Annotated in this window: 14 protein-coding genes and 5 pseudogenes; 14 read left to right on the top strand and 5 right to left on the bottom strand. The window is 56.2% G+C overall.

The features are described 5' to 3' along the window. Window positions 1-72: 72 nt before the first annotated feature. Window positions 73-494, bottom strand: a pseudogene (locus OKW39_RS24245) (AraC family transcriptional regulator); the annotation flags it as partial. 369 nt (window positions 495-863) lie between these two features. Here OKW39_RS24245 and OKW39_RS24240 point away from each other — a divergent pair. Together OKW39_RS24240 and OKW39_RS24235 are read left to right on the top strand one after the other, a co-directional pair. Further along, window positions 864-2,006: a porin gene (locus tag OKW39_RS24240; protein ID WP_429360574.1), complete on the top strand. Its 1,143-nt coding sequence runs from the start codon at window positions 864-866 to the stop codon at window positions 2,004-2,006. Between the two features lie 12 nt (window positions 2,007-2,018). Further along, complete coding sequence (locus OKW39_RS24235) at window positions 2,019-3,746, top strand: tannase/feruloyl esterase family alpha/beta hydrolase (protein WP_429563894.1); 1,728 nt, start codon at window positions 2,019-2,021, stop codon at window positions 3,744-3,746. A gap of 30 nt (window positions 3,747-3,776) precedes the next feature. Here the strand turns inward: OKW39_RS24235 and OKW39_RS24230 are convergent. Continuing rightward, window positions 3,777-4,088 (bottom strand): annotated as a pseudogene (locus tag OKW39_RS24230) (sigma 54-interacting transcriptional regulator); the annotation flags it as partial. A 3-nt stretch (window positions 4,089-4,091) separates the two neighbouring features. On the opposite strand from OKW39_RS24230, the pseudogene OKW39_RS24225 reads away from it, so the two are divergent. The 3 genes and pseudogenes from OKW39_RS24225 to OKW39_RS24215 form a co-directional block, all read left to right on the top strand. Beyond that, a pseudogene (locus tag OKW39_RS24225) lies at window positions 4,092-4,403 on the top strand (MBL fold metallo-hydrolase); the annotation flags it as partial. A gap of 34 nt (window positions 4,404-4,437) precedes the next feature. Further along, window positions 4,438-4,638, top strand: a pseudogene (locus tag OKW39_RS24220) (FAD/NAD(P)-binding protein); the annotation flags it as partial. A 404-nt stretch (window positions 4,639-5,042) separates the two neighbouring features. Continuing rightward, window positions 5,043-5,180, top strand: coding sequence for a hypothetical protein (locus tag OKW39_RS24215; RefSeq protein ID WP_187611924.1), 138 nt, complete (start codon window positions 5,043-5,045; stop codon window positions 5,178-5,180). Between the two features lie 122 nt (window positions 5,181-5,302). Here the strand turns inward: OKW39_RS24215 and OKW39_RS24210 are convergent. Both OKW39_RS24210 and OKW39_RS24205 read right to left on the bottom strand, forming a co-directional pair. Next, window positions 5,303-6,175, bottom strand: a pseudogene (locus OKW39_RS24210) (IS5 family transposase); the annotation flags it as partial. Between the two features lie 489 nt (window positions 6,176-6,664). Beyond that, the gene (locus tag OKW39_RS24205; protein WP_429563893.1) at window positions 6,665-7,024 is read right to left on the bottom strand and encodes a hypothetical protein; all 360 of its coding nucleotides are present in this window, start codon (window positions 7,022-7,024) and stop codon (window positions 6,665-6,667) included. A gap of 196 nt (window positions 7,025-7,220) precedes the next feature. Here OKW39_RS24205 and OKW39_RS24200 point away from each other — a divergent pair, with 196 nt between their 5' ends. The 5 genes from OKW39_RS24200 to OKW39_RS24180 all read left to right on the top strand — a co-directional run bounded on the left by OKW39_RS24200 (window position 7,221) and on the right by OKW39_RS24180 (window position 12,429). Beyond that, window positions 7,221-8,621 carry a transposase gene (locus tag OKW39_RS24200; protein ID WP_429562721.1) on the top strand — a complete coding sequence of 467 codons (1,401 nt, stop codon included), beginning with the start codon at window positions 7,221-7,223 and terminating at the stop codon, window positions 8,619-8,621. A 140-nt stretch (window positions 8,622-8,761) separates the two neighbouring features. Then, a complete protein-coding gene (locus OKW39_RS24195) occupies window positions 8,762-10,033 on the top strand; it encodes a phenylacetate--CoA ligase family protein (RefSeq protein ID WP_429563892.1) in 1,272 nt (423 codons plus the stop codon). Then, complete coding sequence (locus OKW39_RS24190) at window positions 10,015-11,319, top strand: phenylacetate--CoA ligase family protein (RefSeq protein ID WP_429563891.1); 1,305 nt, start codon at window positions 10,015-10,017, stop codon at window positions 11,317-11,319. The genes OKW39_RS24195 and OKW39_RS24190 overlap by 19 nt, the downstream gene beginning before the upstream one ends. Next, on the top strand, window positions 11,316-12,095 hold the full coding sequence (locus tag OKW39_RS24185) for an amidohydrolase family protein (protein ID WP_429563890.1): 780 nt from the start codon (window positions 11,316-11,318) through the stop codon (window positions 12,093-12,095). Before OKW39_RS24190 ends, OKW39_RS24185 begins: the two co-directional genes overlap by 4 nt. After that, window positions 12,082-12,429, top strand: a complete 348-nt coding sequence (locus OKW39_RS24180) for a cupin domain-containing protein (protein WP_429563889.1) — start codon at window positions 12,082-12,084, stop codon at window positions 12,427-12,429. The genes OKW39_RS24185 and OKW39_RS24180 overlap by 14 nt, the downstream gene beginning before the upstream one ends. Before the next feature lie 38 nt (window positions 12,430-12,467). On the opposite strand, the gene OKW39_RS24175 is transcribed toward OKW39_RS24180, so the two are convergent. After that, on the bottom strand, window positions 12,468-13,868 hold the full coding sequence (locus OKW39_RS24175) for a transposase (RefSeq protein WP_429562721.1): 1,401 nt from the start codon (window positions 13,866-13,868) through the stop codon (window positions 12,468-12,470). 464 nt (window positions 13,869-14,332) lie between these two features. On the opposite strand from OKW39_RS24175, the gene OKW39_RS24170 reads away from it, so the two are divergent. The 4 genes from OKW39_RS24170 to dapA are packed head-to-tail and all read left to right on the top strand — an operon-like array spanning window position 14,333 to window position 18,398. Continuing rightward, the gene (locus tag OKW39_RS24170) at window positions 14,333-15,196 is read left to right on the top strand and encodes a hypothetical protein (RefSeq protein WP_187611919.1); all 864 of its coding nucleotides are present in this window, start codon (window positions 14,333-14,335) and stop codon (window positions 15,194-15,196) included. A gap of 31 nt (window positions 15,197-15,227) precedes the next feature. Then, a complete protein-coding gene (locus OKW39_RS24165; RefSeq protein ID WP_429563888.1) occupies window positions 15,228-16,217 on the top strand; it encodes a hypothetical protein in 990 nt (329 codons plus the stop codon). 14 nt (window positions 16,218-16,231) lie between these two features. Further along, window positions 16,232-17,473 (top strand): MFS transporter, encoded by a 1,242-nt coding sequence (locus tag OKW39_RS24160; RefSeq protein WP_187611917.1) that lies wholly within the window; start codon window positions 16,232-16,234, stop codon window positions 17,471-17,473. A 40-nt stretch (window positions 17,474-17,513) separates the two neighbouring features. Beyond that, a complete protein-coding gene (dapA, locus tag OKW39_RS24155; RefSeq protein ID WP_187611916.1) occupies window positions 17,514-18,398 on the top strand; it encodes a 4-hydroxy-tetrahydrodipicolinate synthase in 885 nt (294 codons plus the stop codon). Window positions 18,399-18,435 lie beyond the last annotated feature (37 nt).

Raw genomic sequence — 18,435 nt, 5'->3', positions numbered from 1 at the left:
GGTGCGACTTCTGTCCTTGCACTACACGATCTTTGACTTTTCAGGATGCATCGTCAGCCCACACTCCGTCAGCGAGAGCCGCTCGATGGTTAGCGGCTCCTGCAAATGCGCACGGATGTATTCCTCCGCCCGTCGTACATAAAACGGCGCAAGCGGTCCGCGCTCGCGCGTCATGCCGCTTCGTACGCTGTTCGGTTGACCGTAGATAAGCGCGTTCAGCAGTGTCGACTCGAACTGCTCAAATGCGAGTGGATAGCGCAGCGGATGCGCCTCCGTACTCATGATTTCCGCGAGCATCGGCAGCAACTGCATCAGGCACACCCCTGTGCCGACGTCAGTGCGAATTCTGGCTCGAATTCGATTGCCCCACCCGCCGCGTCGCCGAAATGACGCCGTGCATGACGCTCAAGCACATCGCGCTCGATACGCGGGATGGCCTGCGGGCAAGCTTCGCCCCACCGCATGCGCAGCGCCAGCGTGGGCGACACCAGCGAGCCGGCGAGCGTCCATATTGAAGTGGACCTGCGCGTAGGCGAGCTCATACAGTTTGCGCTGCTCGTCGGAAGGGCAGCCGTCACCGATCAATGCTCGCCTCGCATCTATCCCGCTGCATAGGGTATCTACCGAACATTTCATGCTTGCGTTGTCAGGATACCTGATATCAAATACGGAACTATCGCGACGGACAGGCGCGTCTTCCAGGACGCGCTTTATTTTGTTCTTTATATCAGCCTGCCTGATATTGCATCAACGCTGATCGGCGCCAGCATTCCCGTCACGCTCATCGCTGCAATCGCCTGAAACCGAAGATCCCTCAACCGCAGTTCAACAAAAAAACATACAACTGGTCTGGAGACATCACCATGCAATTGAAGTCGACTCACGTTCTCATGTTCGGTGCGCTATGCGCGCTGAGCAGTGGAGCCTTTGCGCAATCGAGCGTCACGTTGTATGGCATCGTGGACACGGGGATCGAGTATGTCTCACACGCGAACGCGAAGGGCGACAGCGTCTTTCGCATGCCATCCGTTACCGGAGAGTTCCCATCACGCTGGGGGCTGCGCGGCAACGAAGATCTAGGCGGCGGCTACAGCGCTGTCTTCACGCTCGAAAGCGGCTTTAACGTGCGCGACGGCAGTTCTGGACAGGGCGGGAGGCTGTTTGGACGCCAGGCATTCGTCGGCATGAAAAGCCCGTATGGAACGCTCGCGTTCGGCCGTCAGTACACGATGACCTATCTTGCGGTTCAGGGCGCCGACATCATCGGTCCGGACATTTACGGCATGGGCTCCCTGGATGCCTATGTGCCCAACGCACGCGCCGACAACTCCATCACCTATCTTGGCTCGTACAAGGGCTTTACGCTGGGCGCGGGCTATTCATTCGGACGGGACGCGGCGGGTACCGGCAACTCGCCGGGACAAGGAACCTGTACCGGCTCGGTTCCAGGCCACGCCACGGAATGCCGCGACTGGTCCGCAATGCTCAAGTACGACTCTCAATATTTCGGCGCGGCTGCGTCGTACGAGGAGCAACGCGGCGGCGCGACCGCAGCCGCCAACTTCTTCGACGGAATTGCGCCGACACCTCTCATCAACGCCGCGGACAAGGACGCCCGTACGCAACTGAGCGCCTATGCGCAGTACGCAGGCGCGAAGATCGGCGCAGGTTGGATTGGACGCCGCGTAGTGACCCAGTCGCCGACAGTACCGAATATCCGTTCGGATCTGTTCTTCCTCGGCGCTTCGTACATGGTCACGCCTGCGCTCCTCCTCGATGGCGAAGTGTTTCGGATCATCAATAGCGACCACAATACCCGCGCCACGATGGGAACGTTACGCACCACCTATCTTCTGAGCAAGCGTTCGTCGGTCTATGCGCAGGCTGCGTATCTCGCGAACAGCGCGAAGGCGCGCTATTCGGTCAGCGGTGGCGGCGGTGGGACCACGCCAGGCGCGGGCATGGGTCAAACGGGCGTGATGGTCGGCATTAAACACATGTTCTGATTGGGGGCGAGAATGAAACGAACTTCAATTGCTATGTGCGTATCGGCAGTGTCCGCGATGCTGGCGGCCTGCGGCGGCGGTGCCGACTCGCTCTCCACCAGTGCGACACAATCGCCTCAGCTTTCCGCAGCACAACCCGCGACGCTGTCAGGAAACTGCAGCGCGCTCGCCGCCAGGTTGACGTTTGCGGCCACGACGTTCACGTCCGTTACCGACGTGCCGGCCGGAACGCTCACGGTGGCGGGAAAGTCCGTGCCCGAACATTGCGTGATCGAAGGGAAAATGAATCAACGCACGAGCGCCGTTGACGGCCAAACTTATGCGATTGGTTTTGAAATGCGGCTACCCATCGCGTGGAATGGTCGCTTTTTCTATCAGGCCAACGGTGGTCTCGACGGTAATGTGACACCGGCGACGGAGGTGCTCAGTGGCGGGGGCCCGCTGAACAACGCTCTAAACATGGGCTTCGCCGTGATCAGTTCGGATGCAGGTCGTTCCGGGTCGCAAAACCCGCTGTTTGGTCTCGATCCCCAGGCGCGCCTCGATTATGGCTATAACGCCGTTGCTACGCTCACGCCAATGGCCAGGCAGGTGATCAAGTTGGCCTATGGCAAGGGCCCCGACCGCAGCTACTTCGAAGGTTGCTCGAACGGCGGCCGTCATGCGATGGTGGCGGCAGCCAGGTCTTTCGCGGATTACGACGGCATCATTGCCGGCGACCCCGGCCTTCATTTGCCAAAGGCGGCGATCGGGCAGATGTGGAGCGCACAACAGCTAGCTACCGTCGCGACCGCCAAGACGTCGTCCGGAATTGCCGATATCACCACCGGCTTGACGACTGCTGAAAGGCAGCTCATCGCGTCGAAGGTCATCGCGAAGTGCGATTCGCTGGATGGTGTAGCGGACGGGATGGTGCAAGACATCAAAGCGTGCCAGGCGAACTTCGACCTGGCCACGGACGTACCGACATGTTCGAGCAATGGGCGCGACGGCACCTGTCTGACGGCGGCTCAAAAGCAAGCCGTTGGAAATATTTTTTCTGGGGCGAAAAATAGCGCTGGCACTGCGCTCTATGCGAGCTTTCCGTATGACGTCGGTGTCAACGGATCAGGCTGGGCCGCGTGGAAGCAAGGCAATTCGATCAGCCTTGACCCGGCTGCGGCGGCCTTCGTATTTACGTCGCCGCCGCAGAGCGCTTCGCTGCTCAGCTCCATCGGCGCCTACGCTCTGAACTTCAACATGGACAGTGACGCGCCGAAGATCTTCGCAACGAGCGGTGTCTATTCCGAGTCTTCGTGGTCATTCATGACCCCGCCGAACGAGACTGATTTGAGCGGTCTGAGGAGCCGGGGCGCGAAGTTGATCGTCTATCACGGGACGAGCGATCCAGTGTTCTCGTCGAACGATACGACCGACTGGTATCAGCGCTTGTCCACGGCTAGTGGTGGTGACGCGAGCAATTTCGCCCGGCTCTTCACGGTAGCAGGGATGAACCACTGCAGCGGCGGTCCGACGGCCGATCAGTTCGACATGCTGACGCCTATGGTGGCATGGGTCGAGCAAGGGCAAGCGCCGAACCGGGTCATCGCAACGGCTCGCGACACGACCAACGCGATACCGAATAGCGAGGTGCCGACTAGCTGGGGTGCCGGGCGCACGCGTCCGCTCTGCGCGTATCCGAAGGTGGCCCGCTATACCAGCGGAGACGTGAACTCGGCAAGCAGTTTCACTTGCAGCTAAGCCGCTGACCGTGCGAGGGGGGAGCGCCATCGCATCCGCGGAAATCGACGCTTTATGCGACGATCCGGCGCGCGCCGACGCAATGCGCCGCAGGATCGAATCCGCGAGCAGCGCGATGTCGTCGACACGCTCGCGCACCGCGGGCAAATGAATCGGAAACGCACTGATCCGGAAATACAGATCGGCACGGAACTGGCCGTCCGCGACCATCCGCTCGAGCGGCTTGTGCGTGGCCGCGACGAGCCGGAAGTCGGCGCGCAGCATATCGGTACTGCCCACGCGCCTGAAGGTGCCCGTTTCGATCAGCCGCAGCAGCTTCACCTGAATGGACAGCGGCACGTCGCGCTGTACCGCTCGATCCAGCGCATCCTCGGTCTCGCGCCGCAAACCCGCTTGTATCTGTGCCAAGACTACCAGCCTGGCGGCCGTCCGCTGCTCTACGAAACGACGGTGGCCCAGCAGCGCGAACGGAACATCCACGTCCACGACGGCGTCGACGAAGCATCGTTCATCGCGATGCGCACGGCCCGCGACGCCACGCTCGCGATGCCCGTGCTGATCCTGCCTTCGGTGCAGGTCAACATGCGGGCGGGCCACCTGCCGCCGCCCGAGAGCGATGGCGTGTCATACATCAAGGTACCGATCGATGCGCTGTGAGCGCGGCGGCCTGGAGCAAACAGGAGGATCAGACATGCGGAACACGAAACTCACAGCCCCTTCGAAGCCGGGTGCCGATGCGCCTGCCGTCACAGCGCAACGGATGCGGCCGGCGCGCCAGCACGACGTGGTGATCGTCGGCGCGGGCGCGGCCGGCATCGCGACGGCATCGAGCCTGCTCGCGCGCAGCCCCGATCTCGACATCGCGGTCATCGATCCCGCCGACACGCACTATTAGGGGTTGTAAGCCGGAACCGCAGAAATTTTCGAAATTGTTTTGATTCAGCGAGTTAGCCTCTATTTGCGGGCAGCAAAGGCCTGATGATCCATCTGCCGCGCGCGTTGGATTTCGTCGCCATGCTGGTACATCGAAGTCGTCGCGATTGATGCATGTCGAAGGTTGTCGCGTACAGTCGTCAATTCGTGCAGCCAGTGATCGGCGGTTGCGTCGACCTCGAGGTCTGGCCGGGATTCGCTAATATCTGAAGCGTCGGGTATAGCAGAGGGTTTTTTGTTTAGCGGTCGCGGGTCTCGAACATGTGAGCAAGACGAGATGGAGTCATGCCGCGATCGGTAAACAAAAAACCCTCTGCTTTATGCGCTGCAGCGCATAAGTGCGTATCCCGGCCAGGCCTCGCGATGGATGCACGCACGCTCGTTCTCGACCAGATCGATGAATACGGTGGCCCGCTAATTTCTCGGCATCTCGACGAGGAGGCCCAGAGCGCTTTCGACGCCACCTGCAAGAAGCTTTATCGCTTCCTTTACCCCTCGTAAATCGCCTCAAACTACCCACAGATTCCGCCGACGATCCACAAACTTGAGCAACGTGAACGAGGTTTGCGCCTAAGCCTACATCACGCAAGCTGCTCAAAACGCCCCGAATCCCGATCGATTTACGTGCTCACGCTCACGTGCGGCGTGACCTTCATCTGCTGGCAGGCTTCGATGAATTCCTGTGCGTCGTAACCCTTTTCCGCGCCCAGCGTGATTTGCGCAGCCGCGTCCTTCGCTGCTTGCCGCGCATCGTTGATCATGACCTTGGCCGCGTCACGTTCAGCATGTCCGTCAGCACGACTAACGCGAGCGTTGACCACCAGCCCATGGCGGTTGTCGGTCAGCGTGTGGCCCATGAACCGCAGTTCGCTGGCCGTCTTGCCCTTGCGATGAAGCCGTGCGTCGGGATCGATCGTCGACTCGTGCGTCTCGTTGCTCCGCTTGGCACCCTTAAAGTCGCCCTCGCCGCTACCACCGTCGTTATCCCTGTCGTCACCGTCCTTGCGCACAAAGCTCTTGTGTCTCGCCCACGCCTGGATCAGCGTGCCGTCCACGCTGAAGTTCTCGCCCGACAACCAGTTCTTCTTCTGCGCGATAGACAGCACTTCGTTGAAGAATTCGGCCACCGCATCGTGACGGATCAGACGCTCGCGGTTCTTCGTGAACACCGTCGGCACCCACACCGAATCGTCCATCGATAGACCGATAAACCATCGAAAGAGCAGGTTGTATTGCGTTTGCTCCATGAGCTGGCGTTCGGACCGGATGCTGTAAAGCACCTGCAGCAGCATGGCCCGCAGCAGTTTCTCCGGCGCGATGCTCGGGCGGCCGCCCTTGATGTCAGTCTCATACATTCCGGCAAACAAGCGGTCCATCTTCGCCAGCGCCTCATTCGCCATGATGCGAATCGAGCGCAGCGGATGCAAGCACGGAACGAAATCGTCCAGCTTGCGCACGGAAAACAGACTTCCGGAGAACGTGTCGGCGCCGCGCATGATCTCCTTGGGGGTCGGGTGAGCTTCTCACATCAACGCCTTTACTATCCGTCGCGATGACTTCCGCGCGAGGTATTTCCGCAACCTGCCAGACGGGCGATACCACATTTTAATTTCAAGATAAACCCATCTTGAAAGATAGGTTTTTGAGATGAAATTTTATGCTTAAATTAACCCAAGCTAATATTGCCGGATCTTTGACTCAAGCATTCGGAATAAGCCATCCTTAATAAAATCAATAGGCCTCTCTGATTTTTTAGATGACAAATAGCAAGGATTGTGCATTACCAACTTCGGCACGCAACCAGGTAATATGCCCGGATGAAGAAGAACCGATCGCTCGTCACGGCTCTCGCTTTCCGACGGCGCTCACCAATTGCGCGGTGCGTTGGTACCCGCACGTGAGCACCAGATACGTGCCCTCGCGATGCGAAGCGAACGCAGGCATTCCTTTAAAGATTCGATCCAAGGCAGCAGCATTTTGCATTTCTACGGCACCGGATAAATGCAGCCTGCCATCACGCGGCGCGGATGGCGCGTTTGCTTGTCTGGCAGAACTGGATTGTTTAAAAAATAGTGCCATTTAATCTCGAGAGTGCCGAGTTCTTGCGCCTTTCTCACCGTCTCATCTTGGCGTTCGTGAGCGCCGATTGAGTTCTCGGTAATCCGATCCGGCTCGCTTAGTTGCCTTCGCGCGCCAGTCTCATCTTTAGGCGACTGCTCAATGCTCAAGTCGACCCATTTCTCGGTCAATGCCTTGAGGTGCTTGTAGTTGTCGATTTGGCGGCGCACGTCGCTCAGCGCGTTACGCGCAATATATCGGCTCTTTCTGTCCCGCGTATAGCTCAACTGGTATTACGCACGACCCTGGTTGGCGGGGTCCTTCTATTGACAGCTGAGTGTGCCACGGCGCATTTCATCGATCGCGGCGAGCTTCGCCTTGATCGTCTCAATGCGTGTTTCGATTTGAAGGAGGCGATTTCATATAGTTAGTATTGCGTAGTAATACTATACTTGGCTGTCGACAGCAATTCGAAGACAAACGATGGCACTTTGGATGGCTTGGTGGGACGCGATCTGGTTGCTGCGCCCAGCGTTCGCTCGCCTGCGCAGCTTTATGTGGTTCGCAACTGCCGTGGCAGGCTTGACGGTGCGCACCGAGTTGCTGGGCGTGACCAGCATCGTGCGGGCGCTCAAGCTGCGACCGGCGCTCTACAACAAGCTGTGTGACAGCTTGCACAGCGACGCCGTGCAGCTCGATCAGCTCTCGGCGCTGTGGACCCAGGCGGTGTTGCGCCTGTTCCCGGAGCCGCTACGCGTCAATGGCCGGCGCGTCCTCGTCGGCGACGGCATCAAGGTGGCCAAGTCCGGCAAGAAGATGCCTGGCGTCAAGCTGCTGCATCAACAGTCCGACTCCAACGCCAAGCCCGAGTACATCATGGGGCATTCCATGCAGGCAGTCAGCATACTCGTGCGGGCCGCCCAGAGCGTCTTCGCCGTACCGCTGGCCGTGCGCATTCACGAAGGTCTGGTGTGGTCCAACCGCGATCGGCGTACCTTGCTCGACAAGATGATCTCGTTGCTGGGGATCGTCTCGGTCAACGATCCGTTCTACTTCGTCGCCGATGCCTACTACGCTGCTGGCAAGATCGTCAAAGGCCTGCGCGATCAGGACAACCACCTGGTCACACGCGTGAAGTCCAATGCAGTCGCCTATGCCCCGTACGTGCAGCAAGGACCGCGCAAACGGGGCCGCCCCAGGCGCTACGGCGCCAAGATCAAACTCAGATCGCTGCTGGCTGATTCACAGTCCTCACAATCAGCCCCCAGTCCAGTCTATGGCGAGCACAACGTAATCATCCAGTATCGGGTCTGCGATCTACTTTGGCCGGCGTGCGGACGGCTCGTTCGCTTCGTGGCAGTGATTCACCCCTGCAGGGGTTCGTGCCTGTTGATGTGCACCGACCTCGGCCTGGATGCCATCGAGATCATCCGCTTGTATGGGTTGCGCTTCAAGATCGAACACAGCTTCAAACAGGCGGTACATCGGATCGGCACATTCGCATACCACTTCTGGATGCAAGACATGAAGCCGCTTCGCCGCAGAAACGGTAACCAATACCTTCATCGCGAGTCCCTCGAGTACCGCAACGCCGTCAAGCGCAAGATCCACGCCTATCACGTCTTCATTCAGGCCGGCATCATCTGTCAGGGACTGCTTCAGTACTTGGCAGTGGTGTTTCCTTCACTCGTCTGGAGTTCCTTTGGATCCTGGCTGCGCACCATCCGCCCCGGCATCCCTCCATCGGAGTTGGTCGTCGCCAATGCATTACGCCAATGCCTGCCCGAATTTCTCGTGAATAGCGCCAAAACCAATTTCCTCGCGAAATTCATCGCCGAAAGACAGGACCCTGACACCTTCGAGATGTTCAGACTGGCCACATAGCCCCAAGACTGTGCCGAACTCGGCACTCTTGAGATTTAATCATGGATTCGAAAATTCATCAAAACCCATCAAATTGACTAGATTTCGTTGAGTACCCGCAAGTGTGCTCTGTACGCTCGTTATCCCTATCGAGGCATGGAATGCAATCTCAGCAGCTCTCAGACGCAGTGCTAAATGCTTATGGCAAGACCGAGCTTTATGCTGCCAAGTTCAAGAAGATTATTGGTGAAGGAAAGTCATTCACTTTTGAGGATTTACCTTTTACGACAAAAGACGACTTGCAGAGATCCTTTCCCTACGGCGCGTTAGGCGTGTCCCTTGCAGATGTTGTCTCGTACCATGAGTCATCCGGAACGAGCGCCGGCAATCCCGATCGATCGTCGCGGTGCCCGTCCTTCTTTACAAGCAAGGACTGGAATAGTGATCTATCGAAGAGATTTCCAGATTGGATAAAACTGGGAAAGCAGGATTCCGTGCTGGTCTCGCTTCCTTATGCATTCACTTCGTCAGCTCACGCGTTCCATCAAGCCGCGCAAAAGGCAGGCGCTATGGCGATAGCAGTCGATTTGGGTAGTCACTATAGCAGTTTGAGGCGACAACTCGACCTGGCGATGAGACTCCAGCCGACGGTATTGGTTACGTCGAACCCGTTTCTTTTTTCGACGCTCGCGATGAAAATGCGGGCCGACGATACTGCGTTCGAAAAGATACGTCACATCCAACTTTGCGGTAGCGCAGTCTCTCAGTCGGCAATGCGCAAAACCGCCGGTTTATATGGAGCAGACTCGGTTGCTCAAACTTATGGAATGTCCGAATTTGGCGCGATTACCTTCACGGGAACCTGCGGCGAATCACATGTTTACGACGACTGCTTCTATGTAGAGATCATCAACCCGAAAACTGGTAATGCGCTTGTTGGTGAGCCGGGTGAGATCGTTATTACGACGATCCGCCGGGAGGGTTCACCTCGTATTCGATACAGGACTGGGGACATTGGCCGTCTCGATACGTCAATCTGCTGTTGCGGTTGCACTTCACCTCGCTTGAAGGTGAGTGGGCGCTTGAGCCAGTTAGCGTTGCTTGGAGAGAGCCGATTGCTACCGACGGATGTCGAACAGATCATTTGCGGGTTTGAAGAGACAACCGGGATGTTCAAACTTGAACTGGTTGACGAGAAAGCTCGTAAAGGAGCGCTAAGCCTCGATGTCAAGAAAGGCATGAACAACGACGATCTACGCTCCAGGCTCCAACAGAAATTTGCAATCTTCTTTGATGAATTGGCGATAGAACTAAAGGAAGTCGGTACCACATTTGAGGCTCTGTTCCGACGATCGGAAGATATCTCGCTCAAGTCGCTGCAAGACTTTGCACGCCCGAACGGCGGAGAGGAAGCATGGCTGGTAACGTATTAAATCCGGCGCGAGAGTCGGATTCGCTTGATAGACTGCGTCAGCTTGCTGAAAGCGCGGCGCGCTCTTTTACCTTCTACCGGCGCCTTTATGAAGGAATCAACCTTCAGGGAATCAGGTCGTCTATCGAATTGCCGTCAATCAACAGACAAGGAGTAGTGACAGATGGTTCCTTGCTCCACGAGGTATGGCTAGAGCGACCACCCTTCTACTTCGAGACAAGTGGCTCAACGGGCGATGCCTTTCCGGTGCTCCCTGATCTCGGGCGCGATCGGGTGGAAGCTTTTGGGGACTTCATTGATTCGTGGATGAAGCTAAGGAACGACCAGATAAGAGTCGCAATGGTTGCGCTGCCCATGGAGATGAACCCGATGGGGCTCAAGTATGTGCTAGGCCTCCGGCACTTGGGGATATCGGTGATTCCTGCGGGCGTACGAAATTTCCTTGCGCCGCCGAGCAAGGTTGTAGACCTATTAATGCGTCGAGAAGTGCAACTGATAGTTGGCAGGCCTCTGGAAATTGTCAGATACGCCGAAGCGATTGAGGATGAGGGCGGAAATCCCGCGGGGTTGTCTGTCCGCAAGATCTTCGTCACTGGAGAAATTCTTTCGCGGCGAAAGTGGCAAAGAATTTCAGAACTCTACGGTGACGCGGAGGTGTACTCGACGTACGGGCTGACCGAACTGGATGGTGGGCTCGTTTCCTGCCCTGAAGGAAAGTTCCACATCCCGAAGAATTCGCTCGGCATGTACGTTGAGCTCATCGATGACGAATCACGAACTGTCGTGGGGCCGTCCTCCCAAGGCGAAATTGTTCTGACTAACTTGAACCCGCAACCGATGCCGCTGATCCGCTATAAAACGGGCGACCTTGCGGTGCTCCACGAGGAATGTAGTTGTCACCTCGGTACGCCTAGTCTAGAGATCCTCGGCCGTGTCCTTGATCGGGCTGACGTTGGGGGGAAATGCGTCCTCCCTATTCAGATAGAGGAAGCGGTGCTCGGCGACCGCCGGGTCAGCGCCGAGTTCATAGCCAACGTGTGGCAAGACAACTTGCACGTCTTTGTTGAGCAGCGTTCCAGTGAGCGTGTCGCTCGGGCAGAAGTGGAAAGTCAGATTTTCGAGCACGCCGGGGTGCACGCGAAGGTCACCGTTTGCGAACGTGGTCATCTCGCAGACAAACTGGGTATCGCGAAAGAAAAATGTGGTCGCTTCAGATTCGTGGACACCCAAGAAGAGTTCGCGAGTTTACCTAAAGTCAATTTTGTCGATAGGAGTCTCACCACGTGATTATCGATGCGCATGCTCATCTCGGTTCATCGCCCGTGAGCAACATAGAGTTTTACCTGAGAAGCATGGAGCGTTCTGGTACAGACATGACGATCGTCGTACCTGGCAACAAGGTGCATGCCGACCGTCTCGCAGATTTCATGCGTGGAGACGAACCACTGATCAGCCTTGAGCCCGCTAATGAGCTTATCCTTGAGGCTGTCACCGTTCGACCCGACAAGTTCTATGGTTTCGTCGAACTGAACCCTGAATTCAACGACGTTGATAGCTTGGTTGAGGAGTATCTGTCTCATCCCAACATTGTCGGATTCAAGTTAAATCCCCTTATTGCTCGACTGTCATACAGGAACCCTGAGGTGCGGAAACTGTTCGCGTTCTGCGCGGACAACGAATTGCCGATATACACCCACCTTCTTATGGTGCCGCAAGCGTCGCTGGATGCTTTAGCTGAAATTTATGACAGTTACCGTCCCCCGTTGATCATTGGGCACATGGGATTCGCTTCGTCTGATCACGCCGCGGTCGAATTTGCATCCGAGTACGATCAAATCTATCTGGAGACGTCCACGGGCGCCTTGCCGGCTATACGGACTGCGCTACGTAAGCTCGGTCCAGAACGATTGCTTTTCGGCAGCGAAGGACCGTCTCACAGTCAGAACGTCGAGCTTGCCAAGATCAGAGAGCTCGATATTTCGAATCTGGAACGTGAAGGCATCATGGGCAGAAATGTCCAAAATCTGATCAGTGCCAAGGAGGCGGCCAGTGGAGGCGCTTAATGACATGCATTTGATTGTCCGAAATGTGCACGGTGAGCCGAAGGCAATCAAGATTTTGTATGAGACCGTGGATTGCATCGCCTTCCGGAACACCATGGACGTGGGTGAGCATCTGAAGGAGGAACGCCACGACGTGGACGAAATAATTTTTCGGGTGGCGGGCACTACTCGGCATCGCGTAGGTACGGACGATTTTATCGTCCGTCCGGGTGACCATGTGAAAATCCCTCGGGGAACGTTGCATTCGTGTGTCGTGGTCGGTAATGCGGCTGTCGATCAGGTGACGGTACTGGTCCGCGGCGCAATCCCAGGTTCGTTTTTCACAGAGGGATAATCGTACTCAAGAGTGCCGAGTTCGGCACAGTCTTGGGGCTATGTGGCCAGTCTGAACATCTCGAAGGTGTCAGGGTCCTGTCTTTCGGCGATGAATTTCGCGAGGAAATTGGTTTTGGCGCTATTCACGAGAAATTCGGGCAGGCATTGGCGTAATGCATTGGCGACGACCAACTCCGATGGAGGGATGCCGGGGCGGATGGTGCGCAGCCAGGATCCAAAGGAACTCCAGACGAGTGAAGGAAACACCACTGCCAAGTACTGAAGCAGTCCCTGACAGATGATGCCGGCCTGAATGAAGACGTGATAGGCGTGGATCTTGCGCTTGACGGCGTTGCGGTACTCGAGGGACTCGCGATGAAGGTATTGGTTACCGTTTCTGCGGCGAAGCGGCTTCATGTCTTGCATCCAGAAGTGGTATGCGAATGTGCCGATCCGATGTACCGCCTGTTTGAAGCTGTGTTCGATCTTGAAGCGCAACCCATACAAGCGGATGATCTCGATGGCATCCAGGCCGAGGTCGGTGCACATCAACAGGCACGAACCCCTGCAGGGGTGAATCACTGCCACGAAGCGAACGAGCCGTCCGCACGCCGGCCAAAGTAGATCGCAGACCCGATACTGGATGATTACGTTGTGCTCGCCATAGACTGGACTGGGGGCTGATTGTGAGGACTGTGAATCAGCCAGCAGCGATCTGAGTTTGATCTTGGCGCCGTAGCGCCTGGGGCGGCCCCGTTTGCGCGGTCCTTGCTGCACGTACGGGGCATAGGCGACTGCATTGGACTTCACGCGTGTGACCAGGTGGTTGTCCTGATCGCGCAGGCCTTTGACGATCTTGCCAGCAGCGTAGTAGGCATCGGCGACGAAGTAGAACGGATCGTTGACCGAGACGATCCCCAGCAACGAGATCATCTTGTCGAGCAAGGTACGCCGATCGCGGTTGGACCACACCAGACCTTCGTGAATGCGCACGGCCAGCGGTACGGCGAAGACGCTCTGGGCGGCCCGCACGAGTATGCTGACTGCCTGCATGGAATGCCCCATGATGTACTCGGGCTTGGCGTTGGAGTCGGACTGTTGATGCAGCAGCTTGACGCCAGGCATCTTCTTGCCGGACTTGGCCACCTTGATGCCGTCGCCGACGAGGACGCGCCGGCCATTGACGCGTAGCGGCTCCGGGAACAGGCGCAACACCGCCTGGGTCCACAGCGCCGAGAGCTGATCGAGCTGCACGGCGTCGCTGTGCAAGCTGTCACACAGCTTGTTGTAGAGCGCCGGTCGCAGCTTGAGCGCCCGCACGATGCTGGTCACGCCCAGCAACTCGGTGCGCACCGTCAAGCCTGCCACGGCAGTTGCGAACCACATAAAGCTGCGCAGGCGAGCGAACGCTGGGCGCAGCAACCAGATCGCGTCCCACCAAGCCATCCAAAGTGCCATCGTTTGTCTTCGAATTGCTGTCGACAGCCAAGTATAGTATTACTACGCAATACTAACTATATGAAATCGCCTCCTTCAAATCGAAACACGCATTGAGACGATCAAGGCGAAGCTCGCCGCGATCGATGAAATGCGCCGTGGCACACTCAGCTGTCAATAGAAGGACCCCGCCAACCAGGGTCGTGCGTAATACCAGTTGAGCTATACGCGGGACAGAAAGAGCCGATATATTGCGCGTAACGCGCTGAGCGACGTGCGCCGCCAAATCGACAACTACAAGCACCTCAAGGCATTGACCGAGAAATGGGTCGACTTGAGCATTGAGCAGTCGCCTAAAGATGAGACTGGCGCGCGAAGGCAACTAAGCGAGCCGGATCGGATTACCGAGAACTCAATCGGCGCTCACGAACGCCAAGATGAGACGGTGAGAAAGGCGCAAGAACTCGGCACTCTCGAGATCGTACATGGCGGGAAAATATGCGACTAACCACGATTCGTTGGCAGCGATCATCGACGACATGTTGGTTCATGAGAACCTAGTCGATCGGGTAATAGAAGCTTTTTCGCGCTTTATCAAGCGCGTGGAATTCGATACCGCAAAAAATATTGTCGAAAATAAGCTATTTTTCGAAGCAGCAGATTTGTGGGAAAAGTTTAGTCAAGGGGTTGGTGCGACTTGCATAGAGCAGGCCGAGATGTTGGAGTCGCTCCTGCGTAATGGAGGCATAGACTGCCAGATTGTCCACGCCGACGTTACCGACGTCAGACAGCAAGCGCTGAAATTTGCCTTCATTAGTTTGGTTCACGTGCCGGTGAACGATGATCGATGGATGCTGTTGGACCCTGTTAGGAAGACCTACTATGACTGCAACTCTTCCGGTAGAGCGTGGACGGGAAACGGCGAGGTTCAATTCGTCACCTCGGCCGACAACGAGTACACCTTTGACCGGTACGTCCGTGGGGAGGTCGTCTGGCGCGTGCGGGTGGATAGAAATCTACCGCGCGGATTCAGACGTGAACGCCTGAGGCGGCTTGTTGAAGAGTTGAATGGGGTGTCCCCGTACGGATTCATCGCGCCGCTCTTTGCCGAGGAACATCACGAGCGCGCGATCTTTTTCGATCCTTATGCCGAAGAGGTGCTTTTGCGGCAGGGTGCAGAAACGTATAGGTTGGATGTTGCCGACTGGGAGCGCGATAGCAAATGCGCGTGGCTCGGATCTCGCATGGAAAAAGTCTGGCCTGCGATTAAACAGATGCGTAGCGCCCCACCCCAAGCGTACGCGGATATGCAGACAAAAATGCAAGGCGAGTTTTTTCAGCGGCTTTAAGTGCCAGCAATCTCATACGAGGAGTTGGGCGATGCCACCTGTAGATTTAGTAAAGTACGATCGTGACGTATTTGACCGACGCTTTATGAATTGTTGGCGTCGGCAGGCGATGGTGGGACTGAAAGACAGAGACGTTCCAGTTGAATTGTTATTTTTCAGATCGCTCGTTTCGACTGATCAAATCTTCGAGCAGATTGTCAAGGAGGGAAGACGTCGGTATGAGTTCACGTCTAGGTTCCTGGACAATTCGGACCTTAACCAATTGGGAGTCAGCCAAGTCATGCTGGAACCCGAGAGGCCGACCGATATCGTCACGATCGCTGAAAGCGCGTGGAGCGTTGACAACGTAGTTCTTCTAGCTGGGGACGTCTTCTACTTGCCTCACTGCCCCGAATTCCGGCAGAAGCATACCGAACACATGATAACCTTAGTCGGTCGTCGTGACGGCCATTGGAGTATCGTAGACGACGGCGGGGGCGGCATCTTGTGCGGCTACTCATATCCGGATCGAGTCGTTTTCGATTTCTTTGAAAACTGCACGATGAAGCGGATGAGAGAGTTTTCGGTCGGAAAATCTCCAGCAAATGCGCGCGGTGACTTCGCGAACACGTTCCTCAGTGTGGTCAGCGATTACACCGACTCGCTTTGGTTCATGAATCAATTCGAAGCATATCTGCAATATCCTTTCTCTTCGCGAATCGAAAAGTCGGAAAGGTTACGAGATTTTTTTTCTATTTATTCGGGGTCGCGTAATAGCTTCGCTCAGTTCTGCAAGATTTTCCCAGAGCTTGGCCCGTTGGTGAACGTGATGGAAGACATAAGCCGGCAAGCTCACGCCACGCAAAAGCGAATTGCTGGCAAGGGTGGGGATTTCGAGGGCGACGACGCTACCGTCTCATTCGCGTCCGGATTATTCGATGAAATCGCGCGCGTTGAGCGATACGTGAAGACGTTCTTGACGGAACTAGCGAGCTTAGACAGTCGCTTGGATCAGCAGGGCGTTCAGCAACAAGTTATATGAAAAGTCGAAATTTCATGAAAGGCGTTCTTCAGTCGCCCTACGGCCTTCTCTTGAGGAAGCAGGAATTCTCTGTTTACTTTTTGGCACAGTTAGTTGGGACTGCCTGCGACGGATTGTTCGGGGCACTGGTAGTGTTCAGCGCCATCTCGCACCAAGCTGGGGCGACGGAGATCGGCTTTCTGACGTTTTGTAACGTGTTTCCGCGTGTAGTGATTCGGCCTGTCGCAGGCGTTTTCGCTGATCGTTGGGATAAAAAGAAGATCCTGCTTCTCGCTGAGACAGGAAAGGTTATTGTGGTCGTCGCGCTTGCATTTTTCTTGCACCTAGGGCGGGACGGCACAGCGACGCTTGCGGCGGCGAGCTTGCTTATTTCGTCTCTCTTCTCGGTTAGCTCTCCTGCTGGCAGGGCGTACGTCGGTGATGTGGTCGAGGCGCAGGACGCCCAGCCCGCAAACGGATTGTTACAAAGTAGCTTTTGGCCCGCCTACTTTATCGGTGCGGGAATTCAATCGGCGTTACTGGCGTACCTTAGCATTCAAGCGGCCTTTTACGTTGTAGGGTGTGCGTTGACGGTGAGTGGGACGTTGCTTACCCTATTGCCAGCGGCAGGACGTGTGCCGCAGGGGAAAACATGGAGTTTTGCGTCTGACCTGCTGAATGGCTACCGTTCTCTGGCCGCCGATAAACTGCTCCACGATCGTGTCATCACTTACGCCATTTATACATTTTTCTGGCGAGGCGTGTTGCAGGTTTGCATACCCGTTGCACTACGTGACAAGTCTCCTTCGCATGCCGATGTGTATGGCGTACTCATGCTGACGAACGGTATCTTGGAGATGCTCATCACTTTATGGATCGGGCGCAGGTTGTCGTCCAACCCGCTAAGGCTCGCCCATCTCAGCGAGGGCATTCTGGGAATTGTTTTTGTTCTCCTTGCGGTTACCTACGTAGTCAGCGCTCCAATAGCAACATTGTTCGGGATAGTAGCACTGGTCAGCTGGTCCGCCGCTTGCACCGATGTCCCAGTACTGACTGTGATTCAGCGTCAGGTAAGCCGGGAAAACCAGGGGAAAGTCATGAGTCTCTGGTTCTCGGTTGGATCTTTGGGTGGCGCGCTGGGTACACTCAGCGTTGGCGTAGCTATGCCTTATGTCAGAACAGATTTGGCCATGTGTGCGGTTGGTGCAACGCTTCTAACGTTTTGTGTCTGGTCGCAAGTGAAGATTGCCCGATTTTCGGCCCGGGACCCGGCATAGCGGTCGTTATGCGGCATTTTACAATTAATGAGGTCATCGAATGTTTGACGGATCCGTGGTTGCGCTGGTTACTCCCATGTTTGCTGATGGTTCGATAGACTGGGATTCACTATCAGGACTGGTTGATTTTCATGCCTCGAACGGCACTGCCGGAATCGTAAGTGTCGGAACGACAGGGGAATCGCCGACTCTGGATGTCGATGAGCATCTGCGCGTGATAGAAAGGACAATTAAGGCTGCGAACGGAAGAGTTCCGGTCATCGCTGGGGCTGGAGCAAACTCGACTCGGGAAGCAGTTGTACTTACGGAGGCGGTCACGGCGCTCGGTTGTCAAGGTATCCTTTCAGTGACGCCTTACTACAACAAACCGACGCAAAGAGGCTTGGTGGAACACTATGTGCGGGTGGCGAATTCAACCGATCTGCCGGTGATCCTTTATAACGTCCCGAGCAGAACCGGTACCGATATGTTGCCGGTAAGCGTTCAGGAAGCGGCCAACCGATGCAAGAATATCGTAGGCATTAAAGAGGCCAGCGGAGCGGCGACGGCGAGTCGGACCGTCGAGCTGTTGGAACGCTGCGGCAAAACGTTCAATGTGTTCAGCGGTGAAGACAAGTTTGCTTGTGACGCTATTCTGGCAGGTGCCAGGGGCGTTATATCAGTGACGGCAAACGTAGTTCCCCGGTTAATGGCTGAGATGTGCAGATATGCGCTTGCTGGAGATCCGGGAGCAGCTCGAGATACGGACCGCCTGCTCGCCGGGTTGCACAATCAACTTTTTGTTGAACCGAATCCTATACCGGTCAAGTGGGTTCTGCATCGAATGGGCCTGATCGATTCGGGAATTAGATTGCCGATGACGTGGCTATCAAATGAGCACGAACCGTCCCTGGCGTCTGTATTGGATGAGTTGGAAGGGACTTAGCGCCACGGTTTTGCATTGGAAATGATTTGCCTTGCGT

Source organism: Paraburkholderia sp. MM6662-R1, from assembly GCF_050436245.1.
Lineage (GTDB): Bacteria > Pseudomonadota > Gammaproteobacteria > Burkholderiales > Burkholderiaceae > Paraburkholderia > Paraburkholderia tuberum.
This window is presented reverse-complemented; position numbering and strand designations above follow the sequence as displayed.